This window comes from Porcincola sp. LCP21S3_C12 (genome assembly GCF_052118625.1).
GTDB lineage: Bacteria > Bacillota > Clostridia > Lachnospirales > Lachnospiraceae > Porcincola.
The window spans coordinates 1-12358 of record NZ_JBQKGW010000005.1 but is presented as its reverse complement, the minus strand read 5'-3'; the positions used below and the strand labels follow the sequence as shown (position 1 = coordinate 12358).

20 protein-coding genes and 1 pseudogene are annotated in these 12358 nt (G+C 51.0%); 19 read left to right on the top strand and 2 right to left on the bottom strand.

The genetic code is table 11. The annotated features are described in order from the left end of the window. Positions 1-121 precede the first annotated feature (121 nt). The 6 genes from ACTQ1N_RS03945 (at position 122) to ACTQ1N_RS03920 (ending at position 3160) form a co-directional block, all read left to right on the top strand. Positions 122-370: a YozE family protein gene (locus ACTQ1N_RS03945; RefSeq protein ID WP_441954832.1), complete on the top strand. Its 249-nt coding sequence runs from the start codon at positions 122-124 to the stop codon at positions 368-370. Next, complete coding sequence (locus ACTQ1N_RS03940) at positions 340-636, top strand: VRR-NUC domain-containing protein (protein WP_441954830.1); 297 nt, start codon at positions 340-342, stop codon at positions 634-636. Before ACTQ1N_RS03945 ends, ACTQ1N_RS03940 begins: the two co-directional genes overlap by 31 nt. Further along, positions 624-965 (top strand): hypothetical protein, encoded by a 342-nt coding sequence (locus tag ACTQ1N_RS03935; protein ID WP_441954828.1) that lies wholly within the window; start codon positions 624-626, stop codon positions 963-965. The genes ACTQ1N_RS03940 and ACTQ1N_RS03935 overlap by 13 nt, the downstream gene beginning before the upstream one ends. A gap of 14 nt (positions 966-979) precedes the next feature. Further along, positions 980-1237, top strand: a complete 258-nt coding sequence (locus tag ACTQ1N_RS03930) for a hypothetical protein (protein WP_441954826.1) — start codon at positions 980-982, stop codon at positions 1235-1237. Next, complete coding sequence (locus tag ACTQ1N_RS03925) at positions 1215-2609, top strand: SNF2-related protein (RefSeq protein WP_441954824.1); 1395 nt, start codon at positions 1215-1217, stop codon at positions 2607-2609. The genes ACTQ1N_RS03930 and ACTQ1N_RS03925 overlap by 23 nt, the downstream gene beginning before the upstream one ends. Before the next feature lie 92 nt (positions 2610-2701). Further along, the gene (locus tag ACTQ1N_RS03920) at positions 2702-3160 is read left to right on the top strand and encodes a hypothetical protein (RefSeq protein WP_441954822.1); all 459 of its coding nucleotides are present in this window, start codon (positions 2702-2704) and stop codon (positions 3158-3160) included. A gap of 21 nt (positions 3161-3181) precedes the next feature. On the opposite strand, the gene ACTQ1N_RS03915 is transcribed toward ACTQ1N_RS03920, so the two are convergent. Continuing rightward, a complete protein-coding gene (locus ACTQ1N_RS03915) occupies positions 3182-3820 on the bottom strand; it encodes a SprT-like domain-containing protein (protein ID WP_441954820.1) in 639 nt (212 codons plus the stop codon). A 190-nt stretch (positions 3821-4010) separates the two neighbouring features. On the opposite strand from ACTQ1N_RS03915, the gene ACTQ1N_RS03910 reads away from it, so the two are divergent. From ACTQ1N_RS03910 to ACTQ1N_RS03895, 4 genes are all read left to right on the top strand, one after another. Continuing rightward, a complete protein-coding gene (locus ACTQ1N_RS03910) occupies positions 4011-4508 on the top strand; it encodes a hypothetical protein (protein WP_441954818.1) in 498 nt (165 codons plus the stop codon). Beyond that, complete coding sequence (locus tag ACTQ1N_RS03905; RefSeq protein ID WP_441954816.1) at positions 4486-4947, top strand: hypothetical protein; 462 nt, start codon at positions 4486-4488, stop codon at positions 4945-4947. The genes ACTQ1N_RS03910 and ACTQ1N_RS03905 overlap by 23 nt, the downstream gene beginning before the upstream one ends. A 120-nt stretch (positions 4948-5067) precedes the next feature. Continuing rightward, positions 5068-5460 (top strand): type II toxin-antitoxin system PemK/MazF family toxin, encoded by a 393-nt coding sequence (locus ACTQ1N_RS03900; RefSeq protein ID WP_441954814.1) that lies wholly within the window; start codon positions 5068-5070, stop codon positions 5458-5460. Further along, positions 5460-5819, top strand: a complete 360-nt coding sequence (locus tag ACTQ1N_RS03895) for an HNH endonuclease (RefSeq protein ID WP_441954812.1) — start codon at positions 5460-5462, stop codon at positions 5817-5819. Before ACTQ1N_RS03900 ends, ACTQ1N_RS03895 begins: the two co-directional genes overlap by 1 nt. Here the strand turns inward: ACTQ1N_RS03895 and ACTQ1N_RS03890 are convergent. Continuing rightward, positions 5810-6136 (bottom strand): hypothetical protein, encoded by a 327-nt coding sequence (locus tag ACTQ1N_RS03890; protein WP_441954810.1) that lies wholly within the window; start codon positions 6134-6136, stop codon positions 5810-5812. The genes ACTQ1N_RS03895 and ACTQ1N_RS03890 overlap by 10 nt on opposite strands. A 667-nt stretch (positions 6137-6803) precedes the next feature. Between ACTQ1N_RS03890 and ACTQ1N_RS03885 the strand changes: the two genes are divergently transcribed. From ACTQ1N_RS03885 to ACTQ1N_RS03845, 9 genes and pseudogenes are all read left to right on the top strand, one after another. Further along, positions 6804-8063 carry a site-specific DNA-methyltransferase gene (locus ACTQ1N_RS03885; protein ID WP_441476015.1) on the top strand — a complete coding sequence of 420 codons (1260 nt, stop codon included), beginning with the start codon at positions 6804-6806 and terminating at the stop codon, positions 8061-8063. Beyond that, positions 8060-8380: a hypothetical protein gene (locus tag ACTQ1N_RS03880; RefSeq protein ID WP_441476014.1), complete on the top strand. Its 321-nt coding sequence runs from the start codon at positions 8060-8062 to the stop codon at positions 8378-8380. Before ACTQ1N_RS03885 ends, ACTQ1N_RS03880 begins: the two co-directional genes overlap by 4 nt. Before the next feature lie 51 nt (positions 8381-8431). Next, a complete protein-coding gene (locus tag ACTQ1N_RS03875; protein WP_441476013.1) occupies positions 8432-9133 on the top strand; it encodes a virulence protein in 702 nt (233 codons plus the stop codon). A 126-nt stretch (positions 9134-9259) separates the two neighbouring features. Then, complete coding sequence (locus ACTQ1N_RS03870; protein ID WP_441476012.1) at positions 9260-10207, top strand: amidoligase family protein; 948 nt, start codon at positions 9260-9262, stop codon at positions 10205-10207. Positions 10208-10296: 89 nt separating this feature from the next. After that, positions 10297-10698, top strand: coding sequence for a DUF4314 domain-containing protein (locus tag ACTQ1N_RS03865; RefSeq protein WP_441476011.1), 402 nt, complete (start codon positions 10297-10299; stop codon positions 10696-10698). A 131-nt stretch (positions 10699-10829) separates the two neighbouring features. Beyond that, on the top strand, positions 10830-11264 hold the full coding sequence (locus ACTQ1N_RS03860) for a DUF7698 family protein (protein ID WP_441476010.1): 435 nt from the start codon (positions 10830-10832) through the stop codon (positions 11262-11264). Between the two features lie 15 nt (positions 11265-11279). Beyond that, on the top strand, positions 11280-11522 hold the full coding sequence (locus ACTQ1N_RS03855) for a DUF7678 domain-containing protein (protein WP_441476009.1): 243 nt from the start codon (positions 11280-11282) through the stop codon (positions 11520-11522). Between the two features lie 161 nt (positions 11523-11683). Beyond that, positions 11684-12157 carry a phage terminase small subunit P27 family gene (locus tag ACTQ1N_RS03850; RefSeq protein ID WP_441476008.1) on the top strand — a complete coding sequence of 158 codons (474 nt, stop codon included), beginning with the start codon at positions 11684-11686 and terminating at the stop codon, positions 12155-12157. Beyond that, positions 12157-12358, top strand: a pseudogene (locus ACTQ1N_RS03845) (terminase large subunit); the annotation flags it as partial. The gene ACTQ1N_RS03850 and the pseudogene ACTQ1N_RS03845, both read left to right, overlap by 1 nt.

The following is a 12358-nucleotide window of genomic DNA, read 5'->3' as shown; positions in this document are numbered from 1 at the left end:
TACCTGACCGAATTACGCGATGTATAGAAAAAGCAGTTTTTCCTATAGGAGAGGGGATAGCAGGGTATCTGCACGACCTACACTCATACATTTGGTGATGAATTCACGAGGAGGATTTGAGATGACGTTTTACACATATATGACGAGGAAGCATATCGACGACGACACCCCGATGGGAGATCTTGCGAGGGACATGAAGGAAGATAAAGAGAAGTTCCCGAGAAACGAGAACAGTAAGATCCGTGGCTGGCATGGCTATCTCTACAACTATCTCTGTGATCACGGTGCCTGCGGAGCCTGTCTCGATACTTTTGATGAAGCATGGGAGGAATACGTGAAATGGGTGAGAAGCAGACGGAACGGAAACTGACAGAAGCGGTGACAGCGGCAGGAGGCTGGGCGATAAAACTCCTCTCGACCACAAATGGTATGCCGGACCGTCTGGTGATGATGCCGGGAGGCCACGTCGGATTTGTTGAGGTGAAATCCCCGGGCCAGAAACCGAGAAAACTTCAGATCCGAAGACACGTCCGTCTTCGCCATCTTGGTTTTCCGGTGTTCGTGCTGGACGATCCGGATCAGATTCCCGGCATTATCAAGGCAGTACAGGAAGGAGGCAGAGGATGGGAAGCCTGATCACACTGAAGGATGGAACGATCGCCACGGTCCTTTCCGGTGAGGACCTCCTGTATCTTATCGAAACCCACATGGGGAAGGAGATGAAGGAAGCCGTTGTGGAGTGGATGAACGAGATTGACTTGCAGCATGCAGACGATGAGGAATGTATCCATGAGCTGAACGAGCTGATCAGCGAGGACCACGCACACCATAAGCAGGTGATGGAAGGGCTCCGGAGCGAGGCTGTTGCTTTGTCAGACCTGATCTGCCAGAAGGATCCCGACCGGAGGGCGATCTCGGAGATCACCGGGAAGATGCGAGGCATTATCGGAAAGGAGATTCCATGAGTAGTGAGATCCATATGGATGCCTATAAGAGACTCGGCAATGCAGTGATCCTTCAGGCAGCAAGGGATTATAAGCGGGCGTACAGGAAAAGGGCCAGATATCCGAAAGACAATAGCGCCAAAGATGAATGCCGGGAACTGGAGGAGTTTTTTCGAAGCCAGCGCTTCCAAATATTCACCGACCTTGATGGTCCGGCGCTGCTTGAAAAACTGCAGAAAACATTGCAGAAAACATTGGAGGAAGAATTGAATGAGAATGTTAAAGCGCGATGACCTCCACGACTACCAGAGGTATGCCGTGGAATTTGTGGAAACGCATGCTGTTGCTTTGCTGATTCTGACCATGGGTCTTGGAAAGACGATCATCAGCCTGACTGCCATTGTCGACCTTCTGTTCGATTCCTTCGAATCCAGAAAGGTGCTGATTATTGCGCCCCTTCGTGTTGCCAGAGATGTCTGGCCGCAGGAGAAAGATCAGTGGGAGCACACAAAAGATCTGCGCATGTCGGTGATGACCGGAAGCTGCAAAGAACGGGTGAGAGCCCTGAAAACAAGAGCAAATATCTACGTCATCAACAGGGAAAACGTGAAATGGCTGGTGGAATATCTGGAACAGCACCATCAGCCGTGGCCGTTCGATACCGTCGTTATTGACGAGATCACATCTTTCAAGAATGCGAGGAGCGAGCGGTATAAGGCACTCAGAAAGGTGAGACCTTACATCAAACGGATCTGGGGTCTTACCGGGACTCCGACACCGCAGGGGCTGCTTGATTTGTGGGCTGAGGTATCTATCCTCGACATGGGGAAGCGCCTCGGAAGATTTATCGGCAGGTACCGGGAGGCATATTTTCGCCCCGGTGCTATGAATCCCTACACCGGTGTGATTTACAACTATGTGCCGCTGCCGGGAGCAGAAGAGGCTATCTACAAGAAGATCAGTGATATGACGATCAGCATGAAATCGATGGATTTTCTCGATATGCCGGACAAAGTCGATGTAAAGCATGAGGTCGTGATGGACGGGAAGGAGCGAAAGCTCTATGACAAGTTCCGGAAGGAGATGGTTCTGGATCTTAAGGAAGGAACCGTCGATGCTGCCAATGCAGCGGTGCTGTCCGGAAAACTTCAGCAGCTTGCTAACGGCGCGATCTACATCGACAAGGATCGGAACTACTCGGTGATCCATAACCGAAAACTGGATATGCTGGAGGATCTCGTGGAACAGGCAAATGGCCAGTCTGTGTTGGTCGCCGTCTGGTACCAGCATGATAAGGAACGAATCATGGAGCGGCTCACGGATCTTGGATATCATCCGCGAGAGATCAGGTCATCGCAGGATATCGAGGACTGGAATACGCCGGGGAAGATCGATGTTGGGCTTATCTCACCTGCCAGTGCTGGGCATGGTCTCAATCTTCAGAAAGGCGGTGCACATATCCTGATTTACTTCAGCGAGGTCAGGTCGTTGGAACATGTTTTGCAGATGGACGCACGTCTCTGGCGGCAGGGGCAGAAGAACACAGTGACCATTCACCACATCATCTGCAAGGACACTGTTGATGAGGATATTCTGGCGGCACTTGAGAGCAAGAATACCACGCAGGCAAATCTGATCGCGGCTGTGAAGGCACGGCTCGAATAATCCGGACATGATAGGACAAAGAATGACAAAGCAGGACAAAGCAGGCCAATCCGAGGAACTATTGATACTTTCCAAGATCGGAGGAAGCACTTATGTCTATTATCTGGAAGTACCTAGATAAGCGATCGGCAACGGTCGCAGCTATCAAGGACTATCACAGCATGGAATTTATCATCAATAACACGGCGCAAGACATCATCGAGGAGAAGAATCGAATGACCGGTATTGGCAGTCCGACCATGGACGGGATGCCACACAGTCATAACCCACAGGCAGGAGAGGAACGGATCCTTACTGCTATCGAAGAGATCGATGTTTTGAAGGAGCGCTATCGGCAGGCAGTCGAGTACATGGACTGGTTTCAGCCTGCCTGGGATCAGCTCTCTGAAGACGAGAAATATACGCTGCAGACTTTTTATGATGATGAGATCGGGATGACCGGAGCTGTCTACGACATCTGCGACCATTTCCACATTGAGCGGTCCAGTGCCTACAATAAAAAAAATCGGGCACTGACGCATCTACAGATTCTTCTTTTCGGGAAGGATTGAGACGGAGCCACGGTGAGCACATTACTCATCGTGGCTCTTTTCCTTTTTTGGTGTCATCTGCAGTTTGCAACTGCCACAGAGGACGGAATTACTATCGAGCTGTCGTTTTGTCACGTAGCAGAAGTTTCCACAGTTCGGGCAGACGAGCTTTATGAGCGTCTTTCCCGCCCGGGGATTTTCTACCCGCTTCAGCTCGAACTGCTTCACCCGAATCTTGCTGTGAACGATCACCTTTGCGGCCTCCGTGAGACGGGTATTGTTGTAGCCGTAGTAGTTGCTGTATTCATAGCATATAAGGCCGTGATCTTCTGCGGTTTTCTTGAATTTGCGATTGTGATATCTGCCCATGTTGGTGCAGTCTTGGATGTTATGAATGATGTTATACAGGTGCGCCTGTTCATGGAGCATGGTAGCTGTGATCTCGTCGGGAGAGCGGTCGATGGTGTAGGCACTGATATTCAGCTCATATTTTGCCTTGTCCTCGTTCTCATCATGGGAGACCCACACTGGCCGCACGGTCATGTGGCCATGTGCATTCTTTGTCGGCACAAAGGTGATGATGACGTCCGGTAGCTCTCCGTTATAAAAATACTTGTTGCAGTTGTCGAAGATACGGGTGAGCTCTTGCTCATAGGCCTTACCATTTTCTATTGTATCCATGCATAAAACCTCACATACAATTAAGATTAAAGCTTTAAATTAATGAAGCTATTACAATAATATATTAACAATTAAATGTTGAAATAACAAGAGTCATCGGTAAAGCGAAAGAAACAATGTAAATAACATTAATGCTATTTACAAAGGTATAGAACTGTGATACTCTACATGTAGAGAGGAGGTCAGCAAAATGGTAACGAAGAAAATTCAGATTGAGTTTGCAGACCCTACGATTAAGGCCGTTGATTATCTGCAGGATATTCGGGAGGCTGCGGAGAAGGCATCATTGAATCTATATGCTCGCTTTGACATACAGCTTGGATATCCGATGCCAGACGAGCAGTGTGAGTATGTATACGTGGAAATCAGGATACCGGAATCAATGGCAGAGAATTTTGCTTATGGAAACCGGCTTCGAGGTATTTCTATCTATTTGCTGAAGAAATATCCGGAAAAGTACGAGCCACACGTAAAAAGTCGGAGACTGCTTACCTATTTTGAGATAGAGGATACTCCTGTTGAAGTGGCAAACACAGAAAACGAGATTGACCGTTTCGAAGCAATGATCCAATTTGCGAAACTACTGAAATGTACTGATGACAGGTCCAATCAGAAGATTGAGCGGATTGTCGAGATTCTTAACGAAGATGACAAAGGAGAAAAACATGCAGGAAACCATTACCAATGAAGAAATTGAGAACCCTGTGGTCGTCGCACAGGTGGGTGGCGATCTTGTAGAAGAAGCACCAAAAGAGCGCAGTGTGAAGAAAGAGGATAATTACTGGACCGAGCTGTTTAAGAACGCTAAAGATGACATGAACTACAGCAAGAAGGTTATTCAGGCAGATATCAACTCCAGGAAGGTTGTACACGAGCAGAACGACGCGACCATCAAAGCATGTGAAAAGGAGCTGCAGCGAGACGATTTGACTAAGGAGGAACGCGAGGGATATCTTCAGGAAATTATCCAGTGCAGGCAGGACTCCGTCAAAGCAGATGCTGAAAGCCGTGAATTCGAGAAAGAGGAGATGGGGCGAATGCATGCATGGCCATGGGTGTTTGTTGGCTTGGGAGTTGTTGCACTCGGTCTGTTGGGCTACAGTAAATTTACCCCTAGGATGAGATGAGTTACGTGAGTAATCTGTTGGACGCATTACCTTGTGGAAACTGGTATATTGATATTGTGAAAAAGCGGCAAGAGGCCAGCGGGATCAAACCTGCCGGTCTTTTTTAATGGGAGAAATTCGATGGAGGAGGATTTACATAGAGCACCAAAGCGAATGGAGATCTGGTTTGCAGAACTTGGAAATCACTCTGACACCTCCGTGCAGGGTGGTTGCAGACCGGTGCTGATCGTTAGTAACAATATTGGAAATACGCATGCAGAGACAGTGACGGTTCTTCCGATGACGTCTCGAAAGAAGAGATGGCTGCCGACGCATATTTTTCTGTTTCCAAATGAAATAAAGATAGCGGCTACATATCACAGCGGCTTTTCACCATCGACCATTCTGGCTGAGCAGATTACCACGATCGATAAGAAGGCACTGGGTACTTACGTCGGTCGAGTAATTAGCACCGATAAGATGAGAATGATTAATGAGGCGGTAGCCACCGAGCTTGGAATGGAGGTGGAGTGATGCCATACAAACCAAAGGTCCCGTGCAGGCATACAGGCTGCAAGGAGCTGGTGGAACCGGGACAGAAGTACTGCGAGAAGCACAAGGCAATGCACCCGGAGGAGAACCGGTCCGCTGCCAAGCGTGGATACAACGCGAGGTGGAGACGGGAGAGCAAGAAGTTCTTAGCACTTCATCCGCTCTGCGAGGAGTGTCTGGGACATGGCATCGCTACACCGGCGACGGTTGTGGATCACATCGTTCCGCACCGAGGAGATCAGAAGCTCTTCTGGGACAGATCGAACTGGCAGGCGCTGTGTAAGAAATGCCACGATAAGAAGACCGGAAGAGAGGACAGCCATCCGGTGTATCATTTCTGACGGCGCCTTTGCCTTGGCATGATAACACCTGTTCTTGTGTACACGGGGAAAACAGGACGGCGTCCGTTTAGCTGGAATGCATCGTGGTTTTTGATTTCCAGGACGGCGTCTTCTGCGCTGATGCAGGCAGTGTGGAAATGAAATGGATCGGAGTTCTTGTGCTTGTGATAGACAAGAATGAGATCTTCTGTCTGGGAGCAGACAAGGCGCCAGGTATGATGGGTGTTCCTTGAGGTGATGGTAATTTCATCCGGGTTGAGATTCAGAACCTTGAAGTAGTCCTCGCTGAAAAGATGAAGATGGGGATAGATACGCATAAGTAGACCTCCATAGATATGAAATGAAAGAAAAGGTTGGAAAGTTTGCCGGAACCGGCAGAGACGGTGCCAAAATGCACCAGTCAGATATTTCTAACTATTATAACTGACGGCTTCTGCCTGCGGCAATTCGCATACAAGACAAATAAATGCAGGGAAAGTTGTGCAGAGTAACGAGAGAGGCGGGGGAGGTCATAATCCTGAAAACGAGAGGCACAGAAGACCGGCGCCCCCTCTTCCGTTGAAATCCGCGAAATTGATACCCCGGGGGTTAAGGCCCGCCCGGGCAGATACAAATTTACATACCAAAACCGCAGAAAAGCGTGGAAACAAGCGCCTTCTCTGCGGTTTTTTCGTGCGCGGAATGACGCGGCAGTAGCTTGGAATTTCGCGCAGAAATTTCCATTCCACGCTCGGCAGACTTTCGAGTACGTTCTGACTTTCGAGTACGGAGAATCCGGCGGTGCCGGGGAGGGCGTGATGGATGAGAACTTTGAAACACCTGACCTCTCGGAATTCCTCGCGTCCTGTGCAAAGCAGTTCTGCCCGTGGTGCGGGAAGCCGATGGGACGGAATCCGATGGGCAGGCCACGGGTGTTTTGCTCAGACAGATGTCGCTGGGCTTACAACAGCTGGCGGCACAGAAAACGAATGAAGGAGGAAGAGAATGGAAACACCAATCCTAAAGAACATACCGGTGACGGAACTGAAACCGGCAGCATACAACCCGAGAAAAAAGCTGAAACCGGGTGATAAGGAATATGAGAAGATCAAGAACTCCATCAAGGAGTTCGGCTTTGCTGATCCGCTGGTCGTGAATTCCGATATGACGATCATCGGCGGACATCAGAGACTGACCGTAGCGATGGACCTTGGCTATACTGAGGTTCCGTGCGCTGTCGTCAATATTGATAAGACCCGCGAGAAGGCACTGAACATTGCCCTCAATAAGATCACCGGCGCATGGGACGAAGACCTGCTCGCCGATCTCTTGAAGGACCTCGAAGCGTCCGACTTCAACACGGCGCTCACCGGATTTGAGCCTCCGGAGATGGAGCAGCTTTTCAATAAGGTCTGCGATAAAGAGGTGGAAGAAGATAGCTTTGATGTGGATGAGGAACTCAATAAGCCGACCATGAGTAAGCCCGGCGATATGTGGTTTCTTGGAAAGCACAAAGTCTTCTGTGGTGATTCCACCAATGAAGAGAACTATGTTGCTTTGATGGATGGTCAGAAGGCAAATCTGGTGCTGACCGATCCTCCGTATAACGTAGACGTTGAAGAAACAGCAGGCAAGATCCTGAATGACAACATGGCCGATGAGGATTTCTACAAGTTTCTGCTTTCAGCTTATACCTGCATGCATGATAACCTCGCCGATGATGGTTCGATCTACGTCTGGCATGCAGATACCGAAGGACTGAACTTCCGGAAGGCATTCAAGGACGCCGGATTCTATCTTTCCGGCTGCTGCATCTGGAAAAAGAACAGTCTGGTGCTGGGACGCAGCCCTTACCAGTGGATTCATGAACCGTGCCTGTATGGCTGGAAGCAGAAGGGAACTCATAAGTGGTACTCCGATCGCAAGCAGACAACGGTCTGGGAATACGATAAGCCGCGATCCTCCAAGGACCATCCGACGATGAAACCGGTGGTGCTCATGAGTTATCCGATTCGGAACAGTTCCGCGACAAATGGTATCGTGCTGGATCCGTTTCTTGGTTCCGGCAGTACGCTGATCGCTTGTTGTGAAACCAACCGGATCTGTAGAGGCATTGAGCTGGATCCGAAATTCGTCGACGTGATCGTCAAGAGATACATCGAGCACGAAGGTGGCAAGACATCGGATGTGTATGTGATGCGTGATGGCCAGAAGCTCACGTTTGAGGAGGCGGCAGCAGATATGCCGCAGGAGGAATCCGCATGAATGCCGAGGAGCGACTGTTGGAGAATGGCTATGACGGAGTCAAGTATCTCACGAACTACAGCTACGACGATGCTCTGATCGGTGTGACCGATGATGGCAGAGCCGTCTATGACTATGAGCTCATGGTTGAGTGGCTGATGGATACGGAGGGCTGGTCCTATGAGGATGCTGCCGAATGGGTGAATTACAACACGATCCGTGCTCTTCCCTACATGGGAGAGGATGCTCCGATTATCCTGAACTGCCTCGAAGACGTATACATTCGCGTCGATAAGGACGACTTAATTTTGTGCAATCTTATTACAGAAATGAGTTGATATGTGCCGCCGAAAGAGTGATCTATGTACGTACCAAAGGAGGTACATACCATGAGAGCAAACTACAACATGACAGGAAAAGAAAGGAAGGCGCTGGTGGATGCCATTGCCGCGATCACCGGAGAGGCAGCCGAGTATCAGTTCGTACCGACCTGCGCTTACAAGATCGGAAACATCACGGTTGATAAGGAAGGCGCAGTCATCTGCGAGGATGAAGAGAAGCTTGGTAGGGTGATGGTTCGACTTGGCCAGATGGGTTATTACCCGGATGCGGAGCAGCCGGCAGACCCGGAGCCCGGGCAGGAAACCGTACAGGAAGCCATAGAGCCGGCACAGGAGCCTGAGGGAGAAACGACCGGGCTCACGATCAGCCTGCCGCTTTCAGCTGCGAACGTCGGAACGCTTACCAACCTGATCAGCGCCAAGGACAGCCTCATCAAGAAGGCGCTCGGAATCACCGACACAAGGATCCGGGTGACAGAAAACAAGATCGAGTTTCCTTGGTTTACCCGGGAGCTCACCGCCGATGAGGCAAAGGCCTACACGCTTTTCATCAGCCAGCTCTGCAAGCTATCAAAGGAACTGAAGCATGCGAGCAGCAGGCCGATAGAGACAGACAACGAGAAGTACGCCTTCCGCACATGGCTTCTCCGGATGGCCTTTATCGGACCGCAATACAAGCCGGCGAGGAAGATCCTGCTTCAGAATCTTACCGGCAATTCCGCCTTCCGGAACGGCAGCAAGCCGGAATAAATACACGATTTCTTCTCCGGGATTTTGTGAGATATACACCTCCGAATTGACTGGATATAAGTGCCATTCAGAGTGATTAATACACATGCAAAAGGGAAAACACATAAGCCAACAAGGAGGCAAACCATGAAGGATACAGAGAAGAGAATCGAAACCATGAAGCAGCAGACGATCGGAGTTGAGGTCGAGATGTACGGAATCGCAAGAAGCAGGGCAGCTGAGGTTGCCGCCACCTTCTTCGGAACCGGAAGACACGAGGATACCTCAAGACGAAACGGATACAGAGCATGGAGCGCTTGGGACGCACAGGGCCGGGAATGGAAATTCCAGCGGGACGCCAGCATCCGGGCAGCAAGGGATGAAGAATCCTGCGAGATGGTGACGCCGATCCTCACCTGGGACGATATCGAGAGCCTGCAGGAACTGGTACGGCAGCTTCGCCACGCAGGAGCCAAGAGCGACCCGAGCCACATGTGCGGAGTTCACATTCACATCGGTGCGAACGGCCACAACGCAAAGACGCTCCGGACACTGGCAAACCTGATGGCAAGCCACGAGAGCCTCCTGATCAGCGCCCTCCGGCTGGACAGAAGCCGCATCGACCGCTACTGCCAGACAGTAGACAAGGGATTCCTGAACCGCCTCAACAAGAAGAAGCCGGAAACCATGCAGCAGCTTGCAGACATCTGGTACGAAGAGAACCACGCAAGCTACGGAAGAAGGGAGCACTACAATGCCAGCCGCTATCACATGCTGAACCTCCACGCAACCTTCACAAAGGGCACGATCGAATTCCGCCTCTTCCAGTTTGCAGACGCCGGAAACGGCAAGCGCGGAGGCCTGCACGCCGGAGAATTAAAGAGCTACATCCAGCTTTGCCTCGCCCTTTCTGCAGCGGCGAAGATCCAGAAGAGCGCAAGCCCAAAAGAGCCGCAGCACGAAAATCCGAAATACGCGATGCGCACCTGGCTCCTTCGGATGGGCTTCATCGGGGACGAGTTTGAAACCGCAAGGGAAATCCTCACAAGGAACCTTGCAGGCGACACTTCCTTCCGAAACGGAAGAGTTGCATAAACCGAAGAGACAGCCTTCGGCTACCTTACCCGCGAGAGTCGCGGGCTTAAGGTGGTAGAAGGGTATCCCTTCGGAAAGGAGAAACCACTATGAGATTTCCAAGTGAGAAAGAACTGAAAGAACTGCGGGAGCACTACCCAGCAGGAGCAAGGGTTGAGATGATCCAGATGGAGGATCCACAGGCACCGCCTGTAGGGACCAAGGGAACAGTCATCGGGGTAGACGATGCCGGATCGATAATGGTCCGCTGGGACAACGGGTCTTCCTTGAACGTCGCCTACGGAGCAGACCGTTGTCGGTTGCTGGTCGGGGAGTTCACGAAGACTGTCCGGGACCAGATCCTTGCAATCCGGGATACCGGAGAGACGAACATGTTCGATGTGCCGATGGTACAGAGCATTGCTAACCGCCTTGGCTACTATGAGCTGGTGATCTTCCTCATGGATCATGCGAAGGAATACGCGAACTTCATCATGAAGGGCGAGGTCTAAGATACACAGTTTTCGCACAAGAATCTTGTGCAGATTATGATCTACATTTCCTTGCTATAAAAGGGATTCAGAGTGATATATGTACATGCCAAAGGAAAAGGCAACAAGCACATAGCAAGGAGGACAAAACCATGATGAACATTTTCGAAGAAACCTACGAGGCGATGGAAGCAGCAAGGAAGGCATACGCGGAGGCCACAACCGACGAGGGGCAGGATGCCGCAGAGAAGGCTTACGGCGAAGCCAAGGACCGGATGGCAGCGAAGGGCGACATCGCCTGCAAGATCTGGAGGGCTTACGAGAAATCAAGAGACAACGAGAACGAGATCCTCGACTTCAACGACATCATCTGGGACCGGGATGTCGAAGCCCTGACCACCTGCATGAGAGAGAACGGCATCAAGGCCTTCACCTACTCCTGCCAGGCAACCGACGCCATTGAAACCTTATGGCTTTTCAAGCAGGCCGGCTGCATCATCGGCGAGATGGTCGAGATCAACCTCCGGAAAGACCTCTGGGGCAAGGGCTACGAAAAGGGACACGCCTTCAAGATGAGCATTGCCTGAAGGAAGGAGACAGCCATGTGGAGTGAGGGAAGCATTGCAGAACCGAACGGAGACGGAACCTACACCGTCTGCAAATACAGAGTGAAGCACTTTGATGAGCCAAGCGAGGCTTACGGGATCGACGGCGGTAGGATCAGCAAGCTGACGATTACGGTAAACGGAGAAATGACACTGAACTATGACAGGGGCTGGGATATCGAGCCCGAGGATGAAGCAAGTCAGTTGGCCTACGCCATCCTGCTGAAGGAATTCAACTAACACCGGCACTGCCGGAAACACTACAAAGTAGCACTACATTTTAGAATGAAAATTCCGAGAGAGGGCCGCATGGCTCTTTCTCTCGTACAGATACAGACCACATGGAACGGGATCGCTTCGGCGGTCCTTTTGTTTTGCACGCAGGAAGGAGGTGTGTTCCTATGGCGACGAGAGGTCGAAAGCCGACTCCGACAGCAATCAAGGAGCTGGAAGGAAATCCCGGAAAACGGAAATTGAATGAAAACGAACCAAGGCCAGAGCGGAAAGCACCATCCTGTCCGAAGTGGCTCGACAAGGATGCAAGAAAGGAGTGGCACAGGCTCGCAAAGAAGATGGAAGCCCTCGGCATCCTCACCGAGGTTGATATGGCTGCCTTCGCTGCTTACTGCCAGTCCTATGCGAGATGGAAGGAAGCCGAGGAATTCATCAGCCAGCACGGATCCATCGTCCGGACGCCTTCCGGATACTGGCAACAGGTGCCACAGGTATCCATTGCACAGACCTATATGAAGCAGATGGGGAAGTTCGCTGCAGAGTTCGGTCTTACGCCTGCTTCCCGGTCCCGCCTCATAGCGGATGAGGGGAATACCGCACCGACTGATGAGATGGAAAATCTGCTGGGAGGTGATTCGTAATGGCAAGCGAGGAACGTCCCGCAGATATGCCAAAGCTCACAGACTATCATCCGACCCAGTACATGCTTCCGACTTCACATTACGATCCGACCAAGGCAGATCGGGCTGTGAAGTTTATCGAGATGCTCCGTCATACCAAAGGCAAGTGGGCTGGGAAGCGGTTCTGGCTTCTCCCGTGGCAGGAGCAGATTATCCGTGACC